This is a genomic window from Psychroflexus sp. MES1-P1E (assembly GCF_002836055.1).
In the GTDB taxonomy this organism is placed as follows: Bacteria; Bacteroidota; Bacteroidia; order Flavobacteriales; family Flavobacteriaceae; genus Psychroflexus.
This window is the reverse complement of the sequence record NZ_PJBS01000311.1, coordinates 25527-49480: the sequence shown is the minus strand read 5'-3', so window position 1 is coordinate 49480 and position 23954 is coordinate 25527. Positions and strand designations below refer to the sequence as shown.

General features: G+C 35.7%; 26 protein-coding genes. 16 read left to right on the top strand and 10 right to left on the bottom strand.

The window, feature by feature from the left end; all coding sequences use genetic code 11:
• Positions 1-43: 43 nt before the first annotated feature.
• From CXF67_RS11970 to CXF67_RS11920, 11 genes are all read left to right on the top strand, one after another.
• Complete coding sequence (locus CXF67_RS11970) at positions 44-1048, top strand: AAA family ATPase (RefSeq protein WP_102088956.1); 1005 nt, start codon at positions 44-46, stop codon at positions 1046-1048.
• 98 nt (positions 1049-1146) lie between these two features.
• The gene (locus CXF67_RS11965; RefSeq protein WP_102088955.1) at positions 1147-2010 is read left to right on the top strand and encodes a DUF58 domain-containing protein; all 864 of its coding nucleotides are present in this window, start codon (positions 1147-1149) and stop codon (positions 2008-2010) included.
• Between the two features lie 5 nt (positions 2011-2015).
• Positions 2016-3656 carry a hypothetical protein gene (locus tag CXF67_RS11960; RefSeq protein WP_102088954.1) on the top strand — a complete coding sequence of 547 codons (1641 nt, stop codon included), beginning with the start codon at positions 2016-2018 and terminating at the stop codon, positions 3654-3656.
• Positions 3653-4657 (top strand): vWA domain-containing protein, encoded by a 1005-nt coding sequence (locus CXF67_RS11955; protein ID WP_102088953.1) that lies wholly within the window; start codon positions 3653-3655, stop codon positions 4655-4657. The genes CXF67_RS11960 and CXF67_RS11955 overlap by 4 nt, the downstream gene beginning before the upstream one ends.
• Entirely contained in the window at positions 4658-5707 is a 1050-nt protein-coding gene (locus tag CXF67_RS11950) for a vWA domain-containing protein (RefSeq protein WP_102088952.1), read from the top strand.
• Positions 5682-6554: a tetratricopeptide repeat protein gene (locus CXF67_RS11945; protein ID WP_257984681.1), complete on the top strand. Its 873-nt coding sequence runs from the start codon at positions 5682-5684 to the stop codon at positions 6552-6554. Before CXF67_RS11950 ends, CXF67_RS11945 begins: the two co-directional genes overlap by 26 nt.
• Positions 6555-6557: 3 nt before the next feature.
• On the top strand, positions 6558-8315 hold the full coding sequence (locus CXF67_RS11940) for a BatD family protein (RefSeq protein ID WP_102088950.1): 1758 nt from the start codon (positions 6558-6560) through the stop codon (positions 8313-8315).
• Position 8316: 1 nt separating this feature from the next.
• Positions 8317-9066, top strand: coding sequence for a tetratricopeptide repeat protein (locus CXF67_RS11935; protein WP_102088970.1), 750 nt, complete (start codon positions 8317-8319; stop codon positions 9064-9066).
• A 51-nt stretch (positions 9067-9117) separates the two neighbouring features.
• Positions 9118-9408 carry a hypothetical protein gene (locus CXF67_RS11930; RefSeq protein ID WP_102088949.1) on the top strand — a complete coding sequence of 97 codons (291 nt, stop codon included), beginning with the start codon at positions 9118-9120 and terminating at the stop codon, positions 9406-9408.
• Between the two features lie 78 nt (positions 9409-9486).
• A complete protein-coding gene (locus CXF67_RS11925; protein WP_102088948.1) occupies positions 9487-11052 on the top strand; it encodes a SulP family inorganic anion transporter in 1566 nt (521 codons plus the stop codon).
• Between the two features lie 2 nt (positions 11053-11054).
• A complete protein-coding gene (locus CXF67_RS11920) occupies positions 11055-11693 on the top strand; it encodes a carbonic anhydrase family protein (RefSeq protein ID WP_102088947.1) in 639 nt (212 codons plus the stop codon).
• Positions 11694-11868: 175 nt separating this feature from the next.
• On the opposite strand, the gene CXF67_RS11915 is transcribed toward CXF67_RS11920, so the two are convergent.
• Positions 11869-12390 carry a CvpA family protein gene (locus CXF67_RS11915; RefSeq protein WP_102088946.1) on the bottom strand — a complete coding sequence of 174 codons (522 nt, stop codon included), beginning with the start codon at positions 12388-12390 and terminating at the stop codon, positions 11869-11871.
• A 45-nt stretch (positions 12391-12435) separates the two neighbouring features.
• Here CXF67_RS11915 and CXF67_RS11910 point away from each other — a divergent pair, with 45 nt between their 5' ends.
• The 3 genes from CXF67_RS11910 (at position 12436) to CXF67_RS11900 (ending at position 14303) form a co-directional block, all read left to right on the top strand.
• The gene (locus CXF67_RS11910) at positions 12436-12789 is read left to right on the top strand and encodes a hypothetical protein (RefSeq protein ID WP_102088945.1); all 354 of its coding nucleotides are present in this window, start codon (positions 12436-12438) and stop codon (positions 12787-12789) included.
• Between the two features lie 79 nt (positions 12790-12868).
• On the top strand, positions 12869-13891 hold the full coding sequence (pheS, locus tag CXF67_RS11905) for a phenylalanine--tRNA ligase subunit alpha (protein WP_102088944.1): 1023 nt from the start codon (positions 12869-12871) through the stop codon (positions 13889-13891).
• Positions 13892-13901: 10 nt separating this feature from the next.
• Positions 13902-14303 (top strand): hypothetical protein, encoded by a 402-nt coding sequence (locus CXF67_RS11900; protein WP_102088943.1) that lies wholly within the window; start codon positions 13902-13904, stop codon positions 14301-14303.
• A gap of 7 nt (positions 14304-14310) precedes the next feature.
• Here the strand turns inward: CXF67_RS11900 and CXF67_RS11895 are convergent, their stop codons facing one another.
• From CXF67_RS11895 to CXF67_RS11875, 5 genes are all read right to left on the bottom strand, one after another.
• Positions 14311-15210: an EamA family transporter gene (locus tag CXF67_RS11895; protein ID WP_102088942.1), complete on the bottom strand. Its 900-nt coding sequence runs from the start codon at positions 15208-15210 to the stop codon at positions 14311-14313.
• 13 nt (positions 15211-15223) lie between these two features.
• A complete protein-coding gene (locus tag CXF67_RS11890) occupies positions 15224-16231 on the bottom strand; it encodes an NAD(P)H-dependent glycerol-3-phosphate dehydrogenase (protein WP_102088941.1) in 1008 nt (335 codons plus the stop codon).
• A gap of 121 nt (positions 16232-16352) precedes the next feature.
• A complete protein-coding gene (nadD, locus tag CXF67_RS11885; RefSeq protein ID WP_102088940.1) occupies positions 16353-16934 on the bottom strand; it encodes a nicotinate (nicotinamide) nucleotide adenylyltransferase in 582 nt (193 codons plus the stop codon).
• A 2-nt stretch (positions 16935-16936) separates the two neighbouring features.
• Positions 16937-17515 carry a guanylate kinase gene (gene gmk / locus CXF67_RS11880; RefSeq protein WP_102088939.1) on the bottom strand — a complete coding sequence of 193 codons (579 nt, stop codon included), beginning with the start codon at positions 17513-17515 and terminating at the stop codon, positions 16937-16939.
• 2 nt (positions 17516-17517) lie between these two features.
• Entirely contained in the window at positions 17518-18384 is an 867-nt protein-coding gene (locus CXF67_RS11875) for a YicC/YloC family endoribonuclease (RefSeq protein ID WP_102088938.1), read from the bottom strand.
• 133 nt (positions 18385-18517) lie between these two features.
• On the opposite strand from CXF67_RS11875, the gene lpxB reads away from it, so the two are divergent.
• Positions 18518-19630: a lipid-A-disaccharide synthase gene (gene lpxB / locus CXF67_RS11870; RefSeq protein WP_102088937.1), complete on the top strand. Its 1113-nt coding sequence runs from the start codon at positions 18518-18520 to the stop codon at positions 19628-19630.
• On the opposite strand, the gene CXF67_RS11865 is transcribed toward lpxB, so the two are convergent.
• Entirely contained in the window at positions 19627-20535 is a 909-nt protein-coding gene (locus CXF67_RS11865; protein WP_102088936.1) for a NifU family protein, read from the bottom strand. The genes lpxB and CXF67_RS11865 overlap by 4 nt on opposite strands.
• Before the next feature lie 150 nt (positions 20536-20685).
• Between CXF67_RS11865 and CXF67_RS11860 the strand changes: the two genes are divergently transcribed.
• Positions 20686-21732 carry a PorP/SprF family type IX secretion system membrane protein gene (locus CXF67_RS11860; protein WP_102088935.1) on the top strand — a complete coding sequence of 349 codons (1047 nt, stop codon included), beginning with the start codon at positions 20686-20688 and terminating at the stop codon, positions 21730-21732.
• Here the strand turns inward: CXF67_RS11860 and murI are convergent.
• The 3 genes from murI to CXF67_RS11845 all read right to left on the bottom strand — a co-directional run bounded on the left by murI (position 21729) and on the right by CXF67_RS11845 (position 23925).
• Positions 21729-22517 (bottom strand): glutamate racemase, encoded by a 789-nt coding sequence (murI, locus tag CXF67_RS11855; RefSeq protein WP_102088934.1) that lies wholly within the window; start codon positions 22515-22517, stop codon positions 21729-21731. The genes CXF67_RS11860 and murI overlap by 4 nt on opposite strands.
• A gap of 67 nt (positions 22518-22584) precedes the next feature.
• On the bottom strand, positions 22585-23094 hold the full coding sequence (locus tag CXF67_RS11850) for an OmpH/Skp family outer membrane protein (RefSeq protein WP_102088933.1): 510 nt from the start codon (positions 23092-23094) through the stop codon (positions 22585-22587).
• Between the two features lie 27 nt (positions 23095-23121).
• On the bottom strand, positions 23122-23925 hold the full coding sequence (locus CXF67_RS11845; protein ID WP_102088932.1) for an OmpH/Skp family outer membrane protein: 804 nt from the start codon (positions 23923-23925) through the stop codon (positions 23122-23124).
• Positions 23926-23954: the final 29 nt, after the last annotated feature.

Sequence of the window (23954 nt, the reverse complement as noted above, 5' to 3'; positions counted from 1 at the left end):
AACTTGATATAAGAATAAGTTATAACGCTATAAGATATTAAATATGGATCAGGATCAAGCTAATGTAGACATTGCCTCGATTAACGAAAAAATTGAAAAAGAAAGTGCTTTTGTAGACATTCTCACTAACGAAATGAATAAAGTGATAGTTGGTCAAAAGCACATGATAGAAAGGCTCTTGATAGGTCTCTTGGGACAAGGCCATATTTTATTAGAAGGGGTGCCAGGTTTGGCAAAGACTCTGGCGATTAACACGCTAGCTAAAGCTGTACAGGGAAGTTTTAGCAGGATTCAATTTACGCCAGACTTACTGCCTGCGGATGTTGTAGGAACCATGATCTTCAACATGAAAGAAAATGAATTCAGCATTAAAAAAGGACCGATTTTCGCCAATTTTGTTTTAACCGATGAGATAAATCGTGCGCCTGCCAAAGTACAATCTGCCCTACTAGAAGCTATGCAGGAAAAACAAGTGACTATTGGAGATGAAACGTTTATACTGGATAAGCCTTTCTTGGTAATGGCTACTCAAAATCCTGTGGAGCAAGAAGGAACATACCCTTTACCCGAAGCTCAAGTGGATAGATTTATGCTGAAAACAGTTATAGATTATCCAACCATTCAAGAGGAGCAACTGGTGATGAGATCCAATCTCGATAACAGTTTTGGAAAAGTGAACCCCGTTATTTCTATCGAGCAAATCCTCAGAGCTCAAAGTGCTGTGAGGGAGGTATATATGGACGAAAAAATTGAAAAGTATATTTTGGATATAGTTTTTGCAACTCGGTATCCGGAGAAATATAAATTGGCCGAGATCAAGCCTTTAATAAGTTTTGGAGCTTCTCCAAGGGGAAGTATCAATTTGGCGATAGCGGCCAAATGCTACGCCTTCATCAAAAGAAGAGGTTATGTTATACCTGAAGACGTTAGAGCAGTTGTCTACGATGTGTTAAGACACAGAGTAGGAATTACTTACGAAGCCGAGGCAGAAAATATAAAATCTGAAGATCTTATAAGCAAAATTATAAATGAAATAGAAGTCCCGTAAATTTGTATTTAAAATTATGTGTACAAATTTTAAATCGCTTAATAATCAAAATGCCTTAACGATTTAGTTCTAGATCGAATCATTAGTTTGCACAATCCATGGATACCAAATCGCTTTTAAAGAAAGTTAGAAAAATAGAAATCAAAACGCGTCGGTTAAGCGATCATGTTTTTGGTGGAGAATACCATTCTACATTCAAAGGGCGAGGGATGACGTTTAGTGAGGTTAGAGCCTACCAGTTTGGAGATGACGTAAGATCTATAGATTGGAATGTAACTGCTCGATATAATGAGCCTTTTATAAAAGTTTTTGAAGAAGAACGGGAGTTAACGATGATGTTGCTTGTAGATATTTCTGAATCTACTGCATTTGGGACTAGAGAAACCTTTAAGAAGGATATCATAACAGAAATGTCAGCCACCTTAGCTTTTTCGGCCACTCAAAATAATGATAAGATTGGCCTGATGTTATTTTCAGATCAGATAGAGCTTTATATCCCACCTAAAAAAGGGAGAATGCATGTTTTGAGAATTATAAGAGAACTCATTGAGTTTAAGCCTTCTCATAAAACTACCGACTTGACAAAAGCCTTCAAATACCTTATCGATATGATGAAGAAAAAAGCGATAGTATTTGTGATGTCAGATTTCTTATCTGACGACTATGAGCATACATTGAAGATTTTAGGGAAGAAGCATGATGTCACGGGAATCCGCATTTTCGATGAGCGAGAAGAAGAACTTCCTAATTTAGGAATGGTCCAAATGCGAGATGCCGAAACAGGAGAGGCTATGTGGATCAATACGTCAAGTAAATCTACAAGGAAAGCCTTTACAAAACAGTATAGAGAGCGAGTAGATTATTTTCAAAGAGCCTTCAAGTTAAGTGGATCCGGCTATTTAAGCAATCGAGTCGATGAAAACTATGTGATAAAACTCCTTGGCTATTTTAAATCCAGATAAGAGTTATGCAAAAACCATTACATCCATATAGCTTCGATATGACACGGAAACTCACTTTGACTTTTATCTCAGTGTTTGTTTTTGGTTTCGCTTATTCACAAGAGGTAAATTTCAAAACCAACGCGGATACCATTAAAATTGGAGAACAGGTTGATTATACTATTGAAGTTGAAAATATAAGTAACGAAGACTTTGTGGTGTTCCCGAAAGATCAAACTTTTGTGCCTTTGGAAATGGTCGAAGATTATAAAATCGATACCACACAACCTGAAGCAAAAAACTTTAAACTCACCAAGCTTTATAAACTTACACAATTCGATTCTGGAACCTATTCTGTTCCTCCTCAATTGGTGAAAATTAATGATAAGGCGTTTTACACGGACACACTAAGGATACGAGTTAACGATGTGGTTTTGGATACGACTCAACAAAAGTTATTTCCTATAAAACCATCAATTGGTGTAGAAAAGCCGTTCCGCATCGCTTCTTGGTTCTGGTGGACGATAGGAATTATAGCAGCATTAGCTAGTATAGCCTTCTTATTATTCAAATTCAAAAAGAAAAGAGATTTGGCCAAAAGGAGAATTCCTCCTTTTGAACAAGCGATGATATATCTTAAAGAATTAGATATGTCCACTGCATTAGAGTCTCGAAATTTTAAGGAGTATATCACAGAACTTACCAATATTACCAGAAGATATCTGGAAGAAAAACTAGAAATAAGAGCTCTAGAATTTACGACTAATGAGCTTATTTCAGAATTAATATTTAGAAAAGAAAAGAAAAAGCTGGCGTTGAAAGACGATATCATAGCAGAGTATGAAAAGATTCTAAGAAGAGCTGATCTAGCAAAATTCGCTAAAAGCAAACCCGATCTCATTACCTTAAAGTCGGATAGAAAGCAAATTGAAAAATTTTTAAAAAATGTTCAAAGTGCTATTCCACAAATTACAGAGGAGGAAAACAAAAAAGACAAAGCGTTTCAAGAAGCACTGGCGAAAAAACGAAGAAAACAAAAATGGATTGTAGGAATTATCCTTGGAGCAGTCTTGATTATCGCTGTACTTTCTGTGGTGATAGCCACCAAAGGATATGCTTATGTTAAAGATAATATCATTGGGAACCCAACCAAAGAATTGCTGGAAGGCAATTGGATGACTAGTGATTACGGAGTTCCGCCAATGAGTATGACAACACCACAAGTCTTGGTTCGAGGGGATTATGAACTTCCTGAAAGTCTAAAACAGAATGTAGCAGACAGAGAGATGTATAGCTCTGGATCTATGTACCAAAGCCTTTATATAGTGCTAAACCAAATACGCTTTAAAGAAGCTCAAGAGGTAAATCTAGATGCTGTTGTGGATGGTATTTATACTGATTTTGAAGAAAGAGGGGCTTATAACATCTTGTCTAAATCTGAAGAGTTTGAAACTATTGGAGGGGTAAAAGGGAAAAAAGTATTTGGAAGTTTTGCCATAGAAAACCCGATTACCAAAAGTGACATTAGAAAAGAATATCAAATTTTGAATTTTGGTAATGGAGGATTCCAGCAAATTATCATAATCCGTGATGGTGATGATGAATATGGAGAAAGCATTACTAAACGAATTATCAATGCAGTTGAATTTAAATCTTTAGAAAAATGATGATTTTTGAAAACTTTACTTTTGAAAATCCAAGTTGGTTTTGGCTTTTACTTTCCATTCCCTTAGCTGTGTTTTGGTATTGGAAAAAAAGGGATCAACAAAATGCTAGTATAAAGATGTCAAGTACGCAGGGGTTTAAGAAGAGTACTTTAGCGAAGTTGCGTCCTCTTCTCTTTATCTTAAAAATGCTAGCCTTGGTGTTATTAACTATAGCGATGGCAAGACCAAGAACTGTAGATGTCAGTACCAAAGTCAAGAAAACAGAAGGAATTGATATAATTATGGCTGTAGATATCTCTGCTAGTATGTTGGCTAGAGATTTGGAACCCAACCGGCTTGAAGCTTTAAAAAAAGTAGCTATTAATTTTATAGAAGGCCGACCAAACGATCGTATTGGGCTTGTGATCTACGCTGGAGAAAGTTATACTAAAACTCCTTTAACCACGGACAAGTCAATCCTATTTAATGCTATCAACGATCTGGAGTATAGTCAAAACATAGAAGGAGGAACTGCTATAGGGATGGGATTGGCTACCTCTGTCAATAAATTAAAAGATAGTAAGGCCGAAAGTAAAGTGATTATTCTATTAACTGATGGTGAAAACAATGCAGGCTTTATTGATCCTAAGACAGCAACACAACTCGCAACAGAATACGATATTAAAACCTACACCATTGGAGTAGGTAGCAATGGTATGGCATTATCTCCCGTGGGGATAAAAGCTAACGGACAATTTGAATACAGAAATATTGAAGTCAAAATCGATGAAGCTTTGCTTAAAACCATAGCTGAAAGTAATGGTGGTAAATACTTTAGAGCTACTGATAATCAAAAATTTGAAGCTATTTATGAAGAGATTGACGCCTTAGAAAAAACAGAAATTGAAGAATTTAAATTTTATAATTATGATGAGAAATATAGAATCTTCCTTATACTAGCGGGAGGTTTATTACTTATAGAATTTTTATTGAAACACACACTTTTTAGAAGCTTTGTATAAATGTTTATAATAGAAGAACAAATTTATTTTTGGGGTTTCCTAGTGTTACCAATCTTGCTGTTTCTGTTCTTGAGCCATGTGTATTGGAAAAAGAAAGCTCAACATAAATTTGCAGACATCAAGCTTTTTAGAAAGCTGGCCCCTGACCAATCGAGTTTTAAAGCCAATTTAAAGTTCATAGTTTTGGCTCTTGCCTTTTGTTGTTTCGTCATGGCTTTAGTCAACCCAAAGTTAGGGACCAAAATGGAAACTATTAAGCGAGAAGGAGTAGATATTGTTTTTGCTCTGGATGTCTCAAAAAGTATGTTAGCCGAAGACATTGCCCCTAACAGACTGGAAAAATCAAAGCGGATCATCACTGAAATAGTGAATAAGCTTACTGCAGACCGCGTGGGATTAGTAGGTTATGCAGGGAGCGCTTTCCCTCAAGTCCCCATTACAACCGACTATGCGAGTACAAAGACTTTTTTGCAAAGCATGAATACCGATATGGTCTCCAGTCAAGGTACAGCCATTTCACAAGCTATAGACTTAGCAAAATCGTATTATAATGACGATGACCAAACCAATAAAGTCTTGATTATTCTTTCTGAAGGTGAAGATCATGACAGTAATGTTGAAAGCATGGCAGAAACGGCTGCTGCTGAAGGGATTAAAATATATACTATTGGCGTAGGAACCGAACGTGGAGATCCTATTCCTATTAAAAAAGAAGGCAGAATTCAATCCTACTTAAAAGATGATAACGGAGAAATTGTTATCACTAAAAGAGATACGGGAACACTTCAAAAAATCGCTGAAATTGGGAATGGGGCTTATATAGATGGGACGAATACGTCTAATGCTGTTGACGATATCTTAAAAGAATTACAAAAAATTGAAAAAACAGAGTTTGAAGCAAAACAATTTGCCGATTTTAAGAGTAAATACCAATGGTTTCTAGCTTTTGGTATATTTTTGGTTCTATTTGATATCTTGCTACTAGAGCGTAAAACTGCTTGGATAAAGAGATTAAATTTATTTAATGAACATGAAAAAGAGGATGCATAGAAGAAAAATAGTATGGGCCACAGTGATATTTGGATTTTGTGTTGCCTTAGGTAATGCTCAAAACATCTCTAAGGCTTCCAAGGAAACCAAAACATTACTCGCTGATGCACAAATCAATGCGGGCAATTTTCCTATTTCTGAAGCTAAAGTTCGCGAAGCCAAAGCGATGGACCAAGACAATTCAGATATCAGTTACAATTTTGGAAATTTGTATCTAGAAAACAATGAAATTGAATCTGCTAAACTTCGCTTAATTGAGGCGATTGAGTCTACAGAAGACAAATCACTAAAGCACAAAAGTTACCATAACTTGGGGAACACCTTTATGAAAGAGCAGCAATATCAAATTGCTGTAGAGGCGTACAAAGATGCTTTACGTAACAATCCTACAGATGAAGAAACCAGATATAATCTTGCTTATGCCAAGTCGAAATTGAAAGACGAGAAAAACGATGGCAGTAAGGATGGTGACGACAAAGAGGATAAAAGTCAGGATAAAAAAGAAGACGAAAGTAAAGAGAATAAAGACAAAGGCGATAACAAGGATAAGGAAAAAGAGGACAAAAATAAAGATCAAGAGGAAGAAAAAGGGGATCAAAACGAAAATAAAGAGGATCAAAAAGATAAAGAAGGAGATAAAGGTAAACAGGAAAAAGAACAAGAAGGAGATGGCGGGAAAGATGAGCAAAAGCAGCCACAACAACCTCAAAATAAAAAAGGACAAATCTCTCCAGAGCAAATTGAGCGTTTGCTAGAAGCTATAGAGAATCAAGAGAAAGATGTGCAGGAAAAACTCAATGCACAAAAAGCTAAAGGACAAAAATCCAAAACAGGAAAAGACTGGTAAAACATGAAAAGTGTAACATTCTTAATGTTGTTTTTAATAGGGCTAACCTCGTTAGCTCAAGTTACTTTTACGGCAGAAGCTAGTAGAACGAAAATTGGAATAAACGAGCGTTTAAAAGTTGATTTTACCGTAGATGCTAACGGGGACAATTTTATACCTCCAAATTTCAGCGGTCTACGAAGAATTGGAGGCCCTAACCAATCTTTTTCTCAATCCTGGAAAAATGGTCAGAGTTCATTTCAAAAAACGTTTACGTATCTCTTTCAGCCAGAGAAAAGAGGGACTATTACTATTGGCCAAGCGGAAATTACAGTAAAGGGTCAAGTCTATAAGACCTCACCAATTCAAATAGAAGTTACTGCTGCAGTCGATACCCCCAATCAATCTAAAGCGGTTGCCGAGGCGGGTGACGGCATACATCTCATAGCAGAAGTGAGTAAATACAAACCCTACCTCAACGAAGGGATTTATGTGGTGTACAAACTTTTTTTGAGTCCTACGGTGAACATTAGAAACTGGAGACCTTTGGATGATCCTAAATTTGAAGGCTTTTGGAGTCAAAATATCAATATTGATCAATTAGAACTGAAACAAGGAGAATTTGGTGGACAGCCTTATCGTTATGTCGAACTTCGTAAAACAGTTCTTTATCCTCAAAGAACAGGGGAGTTGAAAATTGAGCCCCTATCGCTAGCTGTTTCTGTAGAAGTCCCTACAGACCAAAGGGATTTTTTTGGAAGACGAACTTACGAGGTCGTCGAAAAGAATTTTTCTGCCAATACTCGAATTGTAGATGTGAAACCTCTTCCAGAAGAGGGAAAGCCTGTAAATTTCTCTGGTGCAGTAGGTGAGTTTGATTTTAAACTAAAAGCTAACAGACAAGAACTAGATGCCCAAATGTCTTTGGAGTTGACTTCAGAAGTGAGTGGAAAAGGAAATTTGAAACTGTTTAATATGCCGGTAATTCGCACGCCATCTTCATTTGAACTGTATGAGCCGGAGCGTCAAGAAAGCGTAAGAACGTCGAGTTTAGGTATGCAGGGTAGAGTGAGTGAAAAATACACTGTGATTCCAGAATTCAAGGGAGATTATACCATACAACCTGTCCCTTTTTCTTATTTCAATCCAAGAACTGAATTTTACGTGACTTTAAATTCTAGTCCTATTTCTATAAAAGTCAATTCGGGACCAGAGCGGCCGAGAGAAACTATAACGACTTCAGGGGGTGATAACGCTAAAGCTCAAAATATAATATCCTCTAAGAACAACTTCAATTATATAAAGTTGAAGACCAGCCTGAAGCAAAAGGATAATCCAATGTTTTTCCAGTCTCCATTATACTGGACATTATTTATTACCCCTTTTTTAGCGATACCGTTTATGCTGATTTTTGGGAAAGTAAAAAACAGAGAAACAGATCAGAATCAATTACTACAAAAAAGAGCGAACAAGTTGGCTAAGCGTTATTTATCTGAAGCTAAAAAGAATTTAGGAACTTCTCAGCTGTTTTATGAAGCCTTAGAAAGAGCTTTTCATAATTATCTAAAAGCTAAATTGAAAATCCAGACTTTAGAAATGCATAAAGATAAAATTCAAGAGCTCTTAAGTGCGAATGGCATTTCTCAAGAAACGACTACTCAATTTTTAAAACTTCTTGAAAATTGTGAATTGGCTAGGTATACGCCTTCAGTGGCTAAGGATATGCAGGCTGATTTTGAAAAAGCAGCAAAAGTGATTTCTGAAATTGATAAAGAAGTTTAATATGACATACTATCTCTACCTATTAATAGGACTCATCAGTTATACTGGGTTTTCTCAGTTTGAAGATACTTTTGAAAAAGCAAACGATGCTTTTGCCGACGATCAATTTCCTAAAGCTGTCGAGCTATACACTAGTTTATTGGATGAGGGTTTAGTTTCAACTGAATTATACTTCAATTTGGGGAACGCTTATTTTAAACAGAATGATTTGGCCAATGCTATATTTCATTATGAAAAAGCACTTCAACTCAACCCTGCAGACCAAGAGGTGAGAGAAAATCTTGAGATTGCCAACACCCAAACTATCGATAAGATTGAAAACGTACCAGAGTCCAATTTAAACACCATGGTCTATACGACTACACATCTGCTAAAGGTGGATACTTGGGCTTGGGTAAGTGTCATTTTTTCTTTGTGTTTTGGTTTTTTTATGGTGTTGTATTTCAGGTCTGGGACCACTCGTAAAAAACGCATCAACTTTTTTATTTCAATTTTATTTTTAGTGTTCGGAATAACTAGTTTGCTTTTTGGACGTTTCCAAAATCAATTTTTAGGAGAGCAGTCCTTTGCCATTATTTTTGAAGATCAAGTACAAGTCCGTGTAGAGCCTAACTCAAGAAGCGATGTTAATTTTCAAATGAACAAAGGAAGTAAAGTAAGTACAGGCTCTACCTTTAGGGACTTTACTCAAATAGAACTCTCCGACGGGTCTAAAGGCTGGGTCAAGACTTTAATTTTAAAAAAACTATAACATTAGCTAGTCCTCCTATTTCTATAATTAATCTATATATTTACGCTATATATGAGATTAAAATTATTTATACTTATTTTTTCCTTTTCTAACCTTATTATCACTCCTACTTTGTTGATGATATCGGTAGAAAGTGATGTGGACATTAGTTTTGTATTCAATGCTAATGAGGAAGAAAACTCAGAAAAAAATAATGTATCTTTTAGTGACTACATCATTGATCATAACTTAATGACCGCGGGTTCTATATATAGAGACACATCCAGTTCAACGACACCTTACCTTTTGAACTACGAAGCTATTCATCAAAAAATAGTCTGTCCACCTCCTGATTTTTTATAATTGAATTCGCCATTTTTTTCAATTATTTATTAAATCAATAAATGTTCTTTTTTAAAGGAGCATGGACAAATCAATTTTATGTTTAAACATTTAAACAAAGACCTACCCTCTAGTGTAGTTGTCTTTTTTGTAGCACTACCCTTATGTTTGGGTATTGCATTAGCTAGTGGGGCTCCCCTTTTTGCTGGAGTTATAGCTGGTATAATAGGAGGTATTGTCGTGGGTTCCATAAGTGGATCTTCAGTAGGCGTAAGCGGTCCAGCAGCGGGTCTGGCAGTCATAGTATTAAGTGCAATCGCAAGCTTAGGCAAATATGAGTACTTCTTAGTTGCTGTGGTGATAGGAGGAGCTATTCAAATTTTATTAGGCATCTTAAAAGCTGGAGTCATAGGATACTATTTCCCATCCTCAGTCATAAAGGGAATGCTAGCAGGAATTGGTATTATCATTTTTTTAAAGCAATTCTCAGTTGCTTTTGGCTTACCAGATAGTTATGATTTTTTTCATTATAGTATAAAGGTGATGATAGATAATATCATCCTAGCTTGGGAAGGCCTCTCCATAGGGACCCTAAGCATTACACTAATCAGTATTGGGATTATGTTATTTTGGTCTAGTGTTTTAGAAAAAAAACATCACTTTTTTAAAGTAGTCCCAGGTCCCTTAGTCGCCGTTATTGCAGGGATTCTTTATAAGTTATTTATAGAAGACGACAGTGTATTTGGAATTACAGATTCCAATCTAGTTTCAGTTCCTGTACCTAGTAGTTTTTCAGATTTCATTACTCAATTCACTTTTCCAGATTTCTCGATTATCACAAGCACTGAAGTTTGGGTTGTCGGGTTTACAATTGCAGTTGTGGCTAGTTTGGAAACTTTGCTAAGTGTCGAAGCAACAGATAAGCTTGATCCTAGAAAGCGAGTAACACCAACAAATAGAGAATTGATTGCTCAAGGAACAGGAAATATGCTCTCGGGTTTTATAGGAGGCTTACCCATTACTCAAGTGATTGTAAGAAGTTCTGCCAACATCCAATCTGGAGGGCGTACCAAATTATCTGGAATATTACATGCTGTATGGTTGCTTCTCGCAGTCGTTTTTATCCCAGATTTACTCAACCTCATCCCATTAGCAGTTCTCGCAGGAGTCTTATTTATTGTAGGCTATAAGCTAGCGAAACCTTCTTTATTCGTAAAGATGTTTAAGCTTGGAAAAACTCAGTTTTTACCTTTTATGGTGACTGTAGGAGGTATCGTTTTAAGTGATTTGCTCACAGGAATAGGTTTAGGCCTTGTTGTAGGTCTAATTGTAATTCTCATTAATAGTTATAAAAACTCACATTTCTTAAATGTAGAAGATAAGACGGGTGATGGGAAACTTGTAAAAATGACTTTTGCTGAAGAAGTTACGTTTTTCAATAAAGGGGCAATCTTAAAATCTCTTAATGATATTGCATCGCATTCCAATGTTGAAATTGATATCAGAAAATCTAAATATCTGGATTACGATATTTTAGAAATTCTTGAAGATTTTAAGACCAAAGCTAAAAATAGGGATATTTATATAACCATTATTTCAGACCGAGGGAAATTCGAAAATCCAGACAGCTATCAGAAATTTTTTAACCTAAAGTCAAACTACTAATTATGGGATTAAATAAAATTATTACTAAATTAGAGCAAGAGGCCCTTACTCCAGATGAAGTCTTAAATGATCTGATAGAAGGAAATAATCGGTTTACATCAGATAACTTTCATTCTAGAGATTACAACGCCTTAAAGGTAAGTGCTACTGTTGGTCAATATCCTAAAGCTGTTATTCTATCCTGTGTCGATAGCCGTGTTCCTGTGGAAACAGTTTTCGATCAGGGTATAGGTGATATTTTTGTCGCTAGAGTTGCGGGAAATTTTGAAAATAAAGATATTCTTGGAAGTATGGAGTATGCTTGTAAAGTGGCGGGGAGTAAGCTTGTTTTTGTGATGGGTCACGAGAGCTGTGGAGCAGTAAGCGCAGCTTGTGATGGAATAGAATTAGGAAACATCACTCATCTATTAAGCAATATAAAACCAGCTGTAGAAGCCGTCAAAACGGAAGGTAAGAGAGATTCTACCAATAAAAAATTTGTTCATGATGTGGTCGAAAAAAACGTGCGGTTAACAATGCAAAGAGTTCGTGAAAAAAGTCCTATTTTAAAAGATATGGAGGATAAAGGAGACATAAAGATTATAGGAGGAGTTTATTCTCTTCAATCTGGTAAAGTAGAATTACTGTCTTTATCAAATTAAATTTATAATGTCGTATAAATAAATTGAATTATTTTTCATAAAAAGCAAGCGTAAAAGGCTTGTGCCAAATTCGTTTCGGTAAAACGATTTATTGCGACATGATAGGTTTAATTTGGTATTAATCTGACTTTTAATTTTTTAAGACAAACCCTTAAAAGTTATTTTCGCAAGTGTTTTATGCTTCATCAGTAGTATCCAACAAATTACTCGTTTCTATTAATTCCTCCAAAGAAGGTATAAGAGCAGAGCTCACTTCTTTTATAGTCGACACAATAAAAGAGTCCTGAAATTTGGTTGCTGCAAGAAACCTTTCATCAGCATTGATATACTCAAAAATTAATATCAAAATAAAAATGAATAAGCCTGTTTTAACCACTCCAAATAATGCTCCTAGTAGTCGATTGACCATTCCTAAAGCTATTGTATGTATTATTTTAGTCAAAATCTTACCCAAAATTGATACGGCGAGCGTTATGATTAGGAAACTTATAAAAAAACCAATAATCTCTATGTTGGAGGTCGACAAGTCTGTCCATCGAGTAAGATAACTTTCTGTAATGTAACTATATTCCAAAGCGCCAAAGATCCCCGCTATTAAACCGATGATTCCAGTAAGCTCTAAAATAAAGCCTCTCCGGAATCCTCTTACAAGACCTATGAGAAGCAAAACACCAAGAATAATGTCCACTATATTCATGTCGTCAAATATAATCAAATCGATGAAAGCATTTACCTTTGTGGTATGAGAGATGAATTACTTAAAAAACGTTGGGAATCCCTTCAAAATGCATTATCCGAACAGTTTGCAGATGGAGATTTGATGCAGCTCGATGCCATTATATACTTAGTAGGAGTCCAGGAGTTAGGCAGACCACAAGATAAATTTAAAAAAGACGATAAAGTTAATTTGATTCACATCGGTATCTGTACACTTCTAGAGCCCTATGGATTCTATGAATTTGACTTTGTTGATGAAGATGGCTGGCCACATTTCAATAACATTTCAAAACTTCCAGTTTTAAAAGCAGGAGAACAAACGGTACTCATGAAAGAAGCCTTGGTATCTTATTTTCTTAAACGAGAGTATATAGAATAGTATGCTGAGTAATTAATATTTTTTATGGGGAACATGCTGCTTTTTTTTATAAATTTGCAAATTCATTTTACCAAACAGTATGATAGATAAGATAAAGGCGCATATACATGATGTTGAGCGCTTTACAACAGATAAAACAGAAGATTTAGAGCAATTTAGAATTCAGTATTTAGGAAAAAAAGGAATTCTGAATGCCTTTTTTGCTGAATTTAAAAATGTGCCTACTGAACAAAAGAAAGAGTTTGGGAAAACGATAAATGAGTTGAAAGTTTCAGCTCAATCAAAAGTGGAGCAACTGAAATCTGAAATTGCCTCAAAAATTGAGGATAAAGGGCTATACGGCGACCTCTCAAGACCTGGGGAGCCTCTTGAAATTGGGGCGAGACACCCTATTTCTCTAGTCAAAAATAGAATCACAACCATATTTTCCAATATTGGGTTTAACGTTTCTGAAGGACCTGAAGTTGAAGACGATTGGCATAATTTCTCTGCCTTAAACCTACCAGAATACCACCCTGCTCGGGATATGCAGGACACCTTTTTTATCCAAACTGATCCTAAAGATATTTTGTTAAGAACTCACACCTCGAGCGTCCAAGTGAGGTATATGGAAAACAATGAGCCTCCTATACGAACCATTTCTCCAGGAAGAGTCTTTAGGAATGAAGACATTTCAGCTCGGTCTCATTGTATATTTCATCAAGTAGAAGGTTTGTACATTGATAAAAATGTATCTTTTAAAGACTTGAAGCAAACTTTGATTTATTTTACACAAGAGTTGTTTGGTAAGTCCAAAATTCGGTTAAGACCGTCTTACTTCCCCTTTACTGAACCTAGTGCAGAAGTGGATATTTATTGGGGACTGGAAACAGAAACCGATTATAGAATTACCAAGGGGACTGGGTGGTTAGAAATTATGGGATGTGGAATGGTGGATCCAAATGTTTTAAGAAATTGTGATATTGATCCTAAAGAGTATAGTGGTTTTGCCTTTGGTATGGGTATAGAGCGAATAGCCATGTTGCTTTATCAAATTGGCGATATCCGTATGTTTTATGAAAATGATGTTCGCTTCCTTAAACAGTTTAAATCGTCATTGTAAATTTTTCAACATGAAAAAAGACATCGACAGGGATATTCCAAAAGTAAAAAACGTCTACATTGTTGCCTCTTATGAGTTCAATCCTATCTTTAAAGTAGACGAATGGACTATTTATCTCGTCAACGATAATACCGAGCCTTTAGAGACGGTTTTAGTTGTTTCCAAAGGAGAAAGCAACTCGAAAACAACTTCTATTTTAAGGAAGAATTTAGAGGTTCTTCCCATTAAGTCGTTCGCTAAACTCGAGTTTCTTCATGACGATGTTTTAGCATTAGATAATATTTTTCAAGTGACTTATTTTTTAGAAGGAAAGCTCCTCCATAAGGATTTCAGGTTTTCAAGATTCTCTCTGAAACCGGAAGTGGTTGTAGATTTACCCTTATTAAATTCAAAAGGAATCATAGCAGATTAATTTGGCGTTAAAGGGGATTCTTTTTAACTTTTCTCAAATTCATCAATACTATAGATGATAAAATGAGAGCAATTCCAATCCATTTATAAAGATTTTGCTCTTCTTGTAAGACAAAATAGCCCATTAAAACAGCTACAGGTAACTCTATGGAAGAAATGATGGCGCCTAGACCTACATTTATTTTTGGCATACCTGCTGTAAAAAATAAGGGCGGTAAAATGGTTCCAAATAGAGCGAGAATTGGTCCCCATACTATAAAAATGCCAAAGTCCATATAGTTTATAAGTTCTGGAAGTGTAATCACAGAAACAACAAGGAGCCCTCCGAGCATCATCCATTTGCTTCGAGTAATAGGGTGATATTGAAGCCCAACACTATTGGATGTCATAATAGTAACCGTATAAGACAAGGCGGCGAGTATGCCGTATCCAATTCCTGCGAAATCTACCTCTTGTTTTTCTATAAGTAAATCTGCCGCCAAAACAGTACCTATTAAAATAAGGATAACCGAAAAAATCTTTCTTTTAGTAGGCTTTATCTTATTGATAATTCCATCCAAAACAACGCCTATCCATACGCTTTGCATCAACAAGACAATGCCAACAGAAACAGTGATGTATTGAATAGCTAAATAATAAAATATGCTCGTAAACCCAAGAGACGTCCCAGAGAGGACAAGATATAAAATAGTCTTCCGTCTCAGTTTTGAGTCCTTTATAGGAGGCTCACTTTTCTTTAGAAAGAGATTTAAAATAACCAAAGCAATAAAGCCAATAAGAAGCTGAGCAAAGGTCACTTCGTAAGGAGTGTACTGCTCCTCGTAAGCCAGTTTCACAAAAGTAGTAAGCAAACCGTAACAGGAAGCACCAAGAGCGACTAGAAGCCCTCCTTTTAAAATAGAATTCATAGTAAAGTAAAGGTTAGTTTAGCTTATCAGCTAGTTTGGTAAAGACTTCTTTTGGATTTTCACCTTCATATAAAACTTTATAAACGGAGTTGATAATAGGAGTTTTGGGTTTTTTATTTCCGTAAGATTTACTGATTTCGTAAGCCGAGTTAGTGGCATAATATCCTTCTGCGATCATGCTCATTTCCATTTGAGCACTTTTTACCGTATAGCCCTTTCCTATCATATTTCCAAAATAGCGATTACGGCTAAAGACTGAATATCCTGTGACTAACAAATCTCCTAAATACGCAGAATCGTTGATATTCCGTTTCAACTTATAGCGTTTTTTGATGAAGCGTTTCATCTCCCGTATTGCATTACTCATCAAGACACTTTGGAAATTATCACCATAGCCTAAGCCATGAGCAATTCCTGCAGCAATAGCATAAATATTTTTGAGTACAGCAGCATACTCTGTACCGATAATGTCTTCAGAAATATTGCATTTTATATAGTCACTTCTTAAGTACTTTGCTAAGGTATTGGCATGATCGTCGTTGGCACAGGCCAAGGTTAAATAAGAAAGGCGTTCTAAAGCGACTTCTTCCGCATGGCAGGGTCCCGTGATCACCCCAATTTTGTCGAAAGGGATGTCATATTCATGATGAAAATGTTCCCCAACCAAACTCTGAGATTCTGGAACAATCCCTTTTATAGCACTAAATATGATTTTGTCTTTTAAACTGACCGTCACTTTATCAAGTTCTTTTTTTAAAAAGGCTGAAGGCACAACGAAGATTAGAAAATCTGATTCCTGAATGACCTTATTGATGTTATCGGATAAGTTGATTTGCTTTGGGTCAAATTCTACGGCGCTAAGGTAATTTGGGTTGTGGTGCTCTTTCTCAATGTGGGTTATGACTTCTTTGTTTCTCATATACCAGTTCACTTGCGATACATTTTCACATAGCATTTTTACTATTGCGGTAGCCCAGCTTCCACCACCTATAACGCCAAAATTCGGATTAGAATTAGTCATATATTTTGTTTTAGTGTCTATATCTTAATTTTTATGTTCTAGAGTTAATTTAAAAAATCTTAAAGATAATCACATTTACTCTTGGAGGAAAATACCTTTAAGTCGAGCATAGGCTTTCTGCTTATTTATAAAAATTCATCTCATCCATATATTCCCAGACTTTGTGCTGAAGAAGAGGGCGTGTATTTTTACCAGATTTTATCATTTCCCTTATTAGCGTTGAAGAGATTTCCATTTGAGGAGTGGTGGTGATATTGATTTTTGGATGATTCAAGAACTGTTCAGGAACTTCAGATTTGGTGTGTCGTGGACAAATATAGATCTCATGGTTGTCCAAAATATTTTGGAAATTTCTCCATTTATGGAAATTTACCAAATTATCCTCTCCCATAATCAAAGAAAAGTCTAAGTCTGGATACGAATCTTTGAGTTCTGCTAGCGTCTTGGAGGTATAACTTGGTTGAGGTAAGTTAAATTCCACATCGCAAGGTTTTAATTTTTCATAATCCTCTGTGCCTCGGTAAACCAACTCTAATCTATGATGATTTTCTAAAAGATTTTTTTTCTTTTTAAACGGGCTTTGTGGAGTAATAACAAGCCAAACCTCATCCATGTCTGTATGTTCTACCAAATGATTTGCAATAATCAAATGCCCGATGTGAAAAGGATTGAACGTTCCAAAGTAAAGACCAACTTTTTTCATATCTACTGAATAAAATCTTTTACTAAGTGGTAAGCTTCGTCCAGAGCTTTATCCAAATCTTCATTGACTATAATATGGTCAAACTGTGGAGCGGTGGCCATTTCAATAGAGGCTTTTGCAACACGCATGGCAATGCGATCTTCAGACTCTGTTTTTCTTTTTTTAAGTCGGATTTTAAGTTCTTCGATACTTGGAGGTTCAACGAATACCGCTAAGGTTTGTGTGGGATAAATACGTTTAATATCCAAACCCCCCACAACGTCTATATCAAAAACCACATGTTTTCCCATGGCCCAAATTCTATCTATCTCAGAATTTAAGGTTCCGTAAAAGTTATCTCTGTAAACCTCTTCCCATTCCAAAAAATCCTCGTTTTTAATATAGGATTTGAACGCCTTCAAATCCATAAAATAATAATCTTTTCCGTCGACTTCATCTTCTCTTGGTGATCTAGAGGTTGCAGAAATCGAAAACTCTAGATTTAGATCCTCTTTGCTTAAGAGATGTTTTACAATAGTGGTTTTGCCAGATCCAGATGGAGCAGAAAATACAATGAGTTTACCCTGTTTTGATTCGCCCATACTTATAATACGTTAAGGAGTTGCTCCTTTATTTTTTCTAGCTCATCCTTCATTTGTACAACGGCTTTTTGCATTGGAGCAAAGTTGGACTTACTACCTATGGTATTGATCTCTCTTCCTATTTCCTGGCAAATAAAATTTAATTTTCTTCCGTTAGAATCTGAAGAGTTTAACGCTTTATTGAAATAATCTAGATGGTTGTCTAGTCTTGTTTTCTCTTCGGTGATATCGTATTTTTCTATGTAATAAATCAATTCTTGTTCGAAACGGTTTTCATCCACTTTTTCCTTTAGATCCTCAATCCCTTTTCGCAATCTAGACTTCACGTGGGCAATGCGTTCGGGATCGATATCTTTTACTTTTAAAAGTAATTCTGTGAGGTTATCGATGCGAAGCTCAAAGTCTTTTTTTAAAACCTCTCCCTCATCGGTTCTAAATTGATTAATCTGTTCTAAAGCCATTTCCAAAACTTTATAAACCGCTTCAGAATCCTCTTTTTCTAGCTCATTTTTTTCTGAACTCAAGGCGTTTGGCATTGACATTGCAATTTGTAACAAACGGTTGTCGTCTCCATTGGTTGACGATGGGAATTGCTGAAGTTGACTCAGATAACTTTCAACTACTTTGATATTTATCTTCGCAGAGCTTTCTGCTTCATGTTTTTCTACCTGTAGAGACAAGTCTACTTTACCGCGGCCAAGTGCTTTTGATAATCTATTTCTAAGGGGAAGTTCGAGTTCTCTAAGTTCTGAAGGTAGTCTTACGTTAGCATCTAGATGCTTACTATTGAGAGATTTGAGTTCTGCCACAAAAGTTTTGCCAGCTACTTCCAATTTGCTTTTACCGTATCCGGTCATCGATTGAATCATAAAATCTTATCTAAAAAAGTTATGCAAAGGTAACAAATCCCATAGGAACTTTGAAGGGGGAAGTTAGCATTCCCCCGAGGAGTAATGCTTAATTTATTGTAATTTCGCTATTGTAGCAAGGTAAATTGAGTTCATGAAATATTATATTATAGCAGGAGAAGCATCTGGAGATCTGCATGCTTCCAATTTAATGCAAGCCCTACAAGAAAAAGATACCTCAGCAGATTTTAGGTTTTGGGGAGGTGACCTCATGGCAGACGTTGGTGGTACACTTGTTAAACACTATAGAGAACTCGCTTTTATGGGGTTTTGGGAGGTGATCACTAACCTTAAAACTATTTTCAAGAATATTAATTTTTGTAAAGTCGATATATTAGAATATCAACCTGACGCTATCATTTTTATAGATTACCCCGGTTTTAATATGAGAATTGCTCAATGGGCTAAAGAATTAGGGTTTGCAACACATTATTATATTTCTCCACAAATATGGGCGTGGAAAGAAAGCCGCATTAAAGCGATAAAAAGAGATGTAGATCATATGTATGTGATTTTGCCTTTTGAAAAAGACTTTTATGAGAATAGGCATGATTTTCCGGTTCATTTCGTAGGCCACCCTTTGTTAGATCAAATTGAAAAACGAAAAGACATCAGTTTTGAAGCCTTTAAGCTTAAGCATAAATTGGAAGATAAACCTATCATTGCTTTGTTACCGGGAAGTAGAAAGCAAGAAATCTCTAAAATGCTATCGGTTATGCTTTCAGTAGTAGAACATTATCCGTCTTTCCAATTTGTTATTGCGGGAGCACCAAGCCAAGATGAAGAATTTTATAAGTCGATTGTATCCAATTCAGAAGTGAAATTAATAGAAAACGACACTTATAACTTATTGAGTCAAGCTCATGCAGCTCTTGTTACATCGGGCACTGCAACTTTAGAAGCCGCTTTGTTTGAAGTGCCAGAAGTGGTTTGTTATAAAGCAAATGCTGTGTCCTATTTAATTGCTAAACAAATCGTCAATTTGCGCTTTATCTCTTTGGTAAATTTAATAATGGATCGCGAAGTAGTTAAAGAACTCATCCAAAGTAATTTCAATGTCAAACAACTTCATCAAGAATTGGATAAAGTCTTAGATTTTAACAAGCGCGAAGACTTACAAAAGGAGTATAAAGAATTGAAAACAAAGCTCGGCGGAGTCGGAGCAAGTCGTAAAACCGCCGAATTGATAGTTAATTCCTTCAATTAACCATTAAAGGCTGTTACGGTGTCTACTTTACCCTGTAGCATTTCTTTAAGCATGGATTCAATACCATTTTTTAAGGTAATGGTAGAGGATGGACAGCCACTACAAGCTCCTTGTAAAATGACTTGCACATCTTTTGACTCGGCGTTGTAAGACTTAAACATGATGTTTCCTCCATCGCTGGCAACAGCTGGTTTTACATATTCTTCTAGAATTTGTACAATCTCTTTAGAAATATCGTCAAGATTGCTAGTGTCAATTTCTGGAGTAGGGGCCTCTGTTTTTTTAGATTGGACTTTTCCAGATTCTAAAATCTTTCCCCCCTCTTCGAGATAATCTTTTATAAAGCCTCTCAACTCGTTGGTAATTTCTTCCCACTCTGCCATGTCGTATTTATTGATGGAGATATAGTTATCATCCATAAATATTTCTTTGACAAAAGGAAAGTGAAATAATTTTTGAGCAAGAGGAGAGAGTTCTGCATCATCGATACTTTTAAATTCGGCAGACTCCAACACCAGTTTTTTATTAGCGACAAATTTTATCACTGAAGGGTTAGGAGTGCTTTCTGCATAGACGGTCACAGGAATTTTGCTGACGGAGTCTTCCTCTTTTTCATCGACTATTTTACCGCCATCATTTATATGTTTTAGAAGCTGTTCTGAGATCTCGTTTTGTACATCCGCCCACTCTACAATATTAAATTTCTCAATAGCAATAAAGTTTTGAGAAATATAAACTGTTTTAACAAAGGGTAAGTAGAATAACTGAGAAGCAATTGGAGACTTCATCGCTTCTTCTATATTATGATATTCGTAGCCCTTTTGTTTGGTCAAAAATTCATTGAATTCGAATTTAAGGATAGAGGGTTTATTAGTAGGTTTAATTTCAACCGTGTAATTTAGCATGATTTTTCTTTTGAGCAAAATTACAAAACAATAAAATCAAAGCTTCAACTTTGTGCTTCTATTAATAATTTGATTATACAAATTTATATAACACTTTAAAATTTATATTTGTGTTGATTCTCTTATTTTACTAAATCTTTTAAAATCCTTTTGTTTAATAATTCCTTTTTTTTAATTTTTTCTAAAAGTTGTAATTGCTTAGCAATACTAGTATCCGTTATTTTCTCTTTTACTGCTTTTTCTCAAGGGTTGAGTTTACCTATTTACTCAGATTATTTAACAGACAACTATTATTTGGTTCACCCTTCTATGGCTGGAGCTTCAAACTACAATAAAGTGAGGTTAACAGCTAGGCAACAGTGGTTAGATGTAAAGGATGCCCCAAGTTTACAAACGCTAAGTGTCAATGGGAGAATAAATGATAAAGTAGGACTTGGAGGGATTTTTTATAATGACTCCAATGGAAGATTTTCACAACAGGGAGTAACTGCCACTTTTGCTTACCATTTGATGTTTTCCAGATCTACAGCAGATCTCCATCAACTTTCTTTTGGATTTAGTGCCAATATTCTTCAGGATCGCTTTGACCAAGAAGGGCTAAACACTATAGTTAATCCTGACCCTTCCATAGATGGGTCTCAACGTTCCGAGACCTTATTTAATACAGATATTGGGTTTTCATATTTCTTTTTGAATTTTTTCGCTCATGTAACTTTTAAAAATCTACTCCCACAGCAGCGTAGAGTTTTTTCAGAAATTTTCGAAACCAAAAATAAAAGGCAATATATGACTTCCGTTGGTTATACCATTATTTTATCAGAATCACGTTGGTTATTTGAACCTTCATTTTTTTTTCAGCATAGAGAAGCTCTTGATCAATCTAATATTGATTTCAATGCGAAGGCGTATTACCAACTTAATAGTGGTCAAATTTTGGGTGGGCTATCTTACAGAGCCGCTTTAGATGGGATAGATTTTGCAGCTTCTGGCTCTTCTGAACTAGAGTCCCAAAAGCCCCAATATGTGTCACCTTTTTTTGGCTTTAATTATAATCGATTTATGATAGCGTATACCTATACGTATCAAACCAATTCGAATGTCATTTCTACAGGAGGTTTCCACCAGATTACCTTAGGATATGATTTTGGTGAAGATAGAAAGCGTTACAAGTGTAACTGCCCCTCTGTAAACTATTAAAATTCCCTTCGGGTAATACTTACATGTCTAAAATCCTTCATCAATTCTTGAAGATGAGAAGAGTTGTCGGTGTTGGTATAAATGTTTATATCCCCAAAACTATCATCTGTATTCTTTAAATGTTTTTCTCTCAAAATAGTTTTGGTTTGCTTAGCGACTGCCCTTCCAGAATCGATAAGAGTGACATGCTTTGGAAGTAATTCTCTAAGTTTAGGAATTATGTAGGGGAAGTGTGTGCACCCTAATACCAAATAATCGATATCCTCTTTAATAAAAGGTTGAATTTGTTGATTCAGGTTATTAATAAACGTCTCATCATTGGTCCAGCCACCCTCAACAGCCTCCACTATTCCTTTTCCAATCACTTCAATGACGTTAACACCTTCGGTAAAACTCTCTGAGGTCTGCTTAAATAACTCACTGCTTAAAGTGCCTTTAGTCGCTAGAACACCTATGCGTTTTGCTTTTGAATTTAGAGCTGCGGGCTTTATGGCGGGTTCTATTCCTATAAAAGGAAGAGAATAGTTAGATCTTAAAAATGAAATAGCATTTGTTGTTGCTGTATTACAGGCCACAACGATCATCTTAGCCTTCATTTGAATAGCCAACTCCGTATTTTTAATACTTAAGTCGATGATATCTTGGCTTGTTCGAAGTCCGTATGGAGCATTTTTACTATCAGCCAGATAAACTATATTTTCACGAGGAAGTAAGTGGATAATTTCCTTAAGGAGGGATGTACCACCGACACCAGAATCAAATAATACAACAGGGTGTTTAGACATAAGGGATATAACTAAAAAAGACCATCACAAAGATGGTCTTTTTTTATAAAAATATAATGTGAATTAATTATTCTCCAATAGCAGTTTTAGCATCTGCCATCAAGTCGTAACCGTCTGCCATGAGGACTCCTGCTCCAAGTGAAGAATCTAAAACATAGTCATAGCCTTTTGCTCTAGCAACTTGTTGGATGACCTCTCTTGCTCTTTCTAAGACGGGTCTCATGAGTTCTTCTTGTTTTTTCTGAAGATCTTCAGAAGCGGTTTGTCTGTATTCCATGATGGATTGTTGCATTTCTTGCAGTTCCATCGCTCTCTTTTGATTTTCTTCTTCAGTCTTCGTGCCAGCTTCTCTTTGGTAACGTTCGTTTGTTTTCTGAGCTTCCTTCAACAAGTCATCTATTTCAGTACGATAAGTTTTTTCTCGTTGATCCAGCTCTGTCATTACAGATTGATAACTTGGTAAGGCTTGAACAAACTCTTGTGAGTTGACGTGTGCTACTTTCGACTGTGCATTTGAGGGTGCCATCAATACAAATGACAATATTAAAGCTATTGCGATTGTTTTTAAAGTTTTCATTTCTTAATTTTAGTTTAGTGATTATATTTAATTATTCTCTCTTGCTTTTCTAATAGAGTCTCTTTCTTTTTCTCTTTCTTCTCTTTCTTTTAAGATTCTTGCTCTCCGTTCTTCAAATTCTATTTGTCTTGCATCTCTTAACGAATCTCTTTTTCTTTGGCGTTCATCTATCAAAACTTCTCGTTCATTCTTTCTGGCTTCTTCTTCTTGAGCTTTTTCTTCCTTTTTGACATCTTCCTCTTCTGCTTTTTCAACAGACTTATAATCTCCTATTTCTTCCAGAACATCAGAAGATTCTTTTTCAGCTCCTCTAGAATTTCTATTGATAAGCTTTAAGATGACTTCACTTAAATCATGTCGCTTTGCAGAAAACAAAAGTAAGGCATCTGCGGAGTTTTCAAAAATAAAGTCATAATCTCTATTGTCCCCAATTTCTTGTATGGCATTAAAGACCTGATCTTGTATCGGCTGTATCAATTGCCTTTTTTGAACAATAAAATCTCCAGAAACACCAAAACGTTTATTGCGATACTCTAAAAGTTGGTTTTCAAGATATTCTATTTCATCATCCAGATCTTGAATTAAATCTGTAGTAAGTAAAGGTCTTTCACTTTCTAACTCATTCTTAAGCTTATCAATGTCGTTCTGTTTGCTTTCTATCTCCGTTCTCCATTGTTGAGCTTTAGAGTCCAATTGGCTAGAGGCTTGTCTATATTCAGGAACATTATCTAAGATATAATCCATATCCACATAAGCTATCTTTAGACCACCCTGTGCAAAAGAGGTAACAGCACAAAAACAAATAAAGAAAACGCTATTAATAAATCTCATAATTGGAATGTATTAAAAATCATGTTGTT

Excerpts from the sequence above, each read along its gene's own strand:
- CXF67_RS11890 (WP_102088941.1), bottom strand. The coding sequence starts at position 16,231 with ATGACTAATTCTAATCCGAATTTTGGCGTTATAGGTGGTGGAAGCTGG.
- CXF67_RS11955 (WP_102088953.1), top strand. The coding sequence starts at position 3,653 with ATGATGATTTTTGAAAACTTTACTTTTGAAAATCCAAGTTGGTTTTGG.
- CXF67_RS11865 (WP_102088936.1), bottom strand. The coding sequence starts at position 20,535 with ATGCTAAATTACACGGTTGAAATTAAACCTACTAATAAACCCTCTATC.
- murI (WP_102088934.1), bottom strand. The coding sequence starts at position 22,517 with ATGTCTAAACACCCTGTTGTATTATTTGATTCTGGTGTCGGTGGTACA.
- CXF67_RS11910 (WP_102088945.1), top strand. The coding sequence starts at position 12,436 with ATGAGAGATGAATTACTTAAAAAACGTTGGGAATCCCTTCAAAATGCA.
- CXF67_RS11845 (WP_102088932.1), bottom strand. The coding sequence starts at position 23,925 with ATGAGATTTATTAATAGCGTTTTCTTTATTTGTTTTTGTGCTGTTACC.
- CXF67_RS11945 (WP_257984681.1), top strand. The coding sequence starts at position 5,682 with ATGAACATGAAAAAGAGGATGCATAGAAGAAAAATAGTATGGGCCACA.
- CXF67_RS11965 (WP_102088955.1), top strand. The coding sequence starts at position 1,147 with ATGGATACCAAATCGCTTTTAAAGAAAGTTAGAAAAATAGAAATCAAA.
- CXF67_RS11920 (WP_102088947.1), top strand. The coding sequence starts at position 11,055 with ATGGGATTAAATAAAATTATTACTAAATTAGAGCAAGAGGCCCTTACT.
- pheS (WP_102088944.1), top strand. The coding sequence starts at position 12,869 with ATGATAGATAAGATAAAGGCGCATATACATGATGTTGAGCGCTTTACA.
- CXF67_RS11940 (WP_102088950.1), top strand. The coding sequence starts at position 6,558 with ATGAAAAGTGTAACATTCTTAATGTTGTTTTTAATAGGGCTAACCTCG.
- CXF67_RS11850 (WP_102088933.1), bottom strand. The coding sequence starts at position 23,094 with ATGAAAACTTTAAAAACAATCGCAATAGCTTTAATATTGTCATTTGTA.
- nadD (WP_102088940.1), bottom strand. The coding sequence starts at position 16,934 with ATGAAAAAAGTTGGTCTTTACTTTGGAACGTTCAATCCTTTTCACATC.
- CXF67_RS11895 (WP_102088942.1), bottom strand. The coding sequence starts at position 15,210 with ATGAATTCTATTTTAAAAGGAGGGCTTCTAGTCGCTCTTGGTGCTTCC.
- CXF67_RS11960 (WP_102088954.1), top strand. The coding sequence starts at position 2,016 with ATGCAAAAACCATTACATCCATATAGCTTCGATATGACACGGAAACTC.
- CXF67_RS11950 (WP_102088952.1), top strand. The coding sequence starts at position 4,658 with ATGTTTATAATAGAAGAACAAATTTATTTTTGGGGTTTCCTAGTGTTA.
- CXF67_RS11970 (WP_102088956.1), top strand. The coding sequence starts at position 44 with ATGGATCAGGATCAAGCTAATGTAGACATTGCCTCGATTAACGAAAAA.
- CXF67_RS11900 (WP_102088943.1), top strand. The coding sequence starts at position 13,902 with ATGAAAAAAGACATCGACAGGGATATTCCAAAAGTAAAAAACGTCTAC.
- CXF67_RS11925 (WP_102088948.1), top strand. The coding sequence starts at position 9,487 with ATGTTTAAACATTTAAACAAAGACCTACCCTCTAGTGTAGTTGTCTTT.
- CXF67_RS11930 (WP_102088949.1), top strand. The coding sequence starts at position 9,118 with ATGAGATTAAAATTATTTATACTTATTTTTTCCTTTTCTAACCTTATT.
- gmk (WP_102088939.1), bottom strand. The coding sequence starts at position 17,515 with ATGGGCGAATCAAAACAGGGTAAACTCATTGTATTTTCTGCTCCATCT.
- lpxB (WP_102088937.1), top strand. The coding sequence starts at position 18,518 with ATGAAATATTATATTATAGCAGGAGAAGCATCTGGAGATCTGCATGCT.
- CXF67_RS11875 (WP_102088938.1), bottom strand. The coding sequence starts at position 18,384 with ATGATTCAATCGATGACCGGATACGGTAAAAGCAAATTGGAAGTAGCT.
- CXF67_RS11935 (WP_102088970.1), top strand. The coding sequence starts at position 8,317 with ATGACATACTATCTCTACCTATTAATAGGACTCATCAGTTATACTGGG.
- CXF67_RS11915 (WP_102088946.1), bottom strand. The coding sequence starts at position 12,390 with ATGAATATAGTGGACATTATTCTTGGTGTTTTGCTTCTCATAGGTCTT.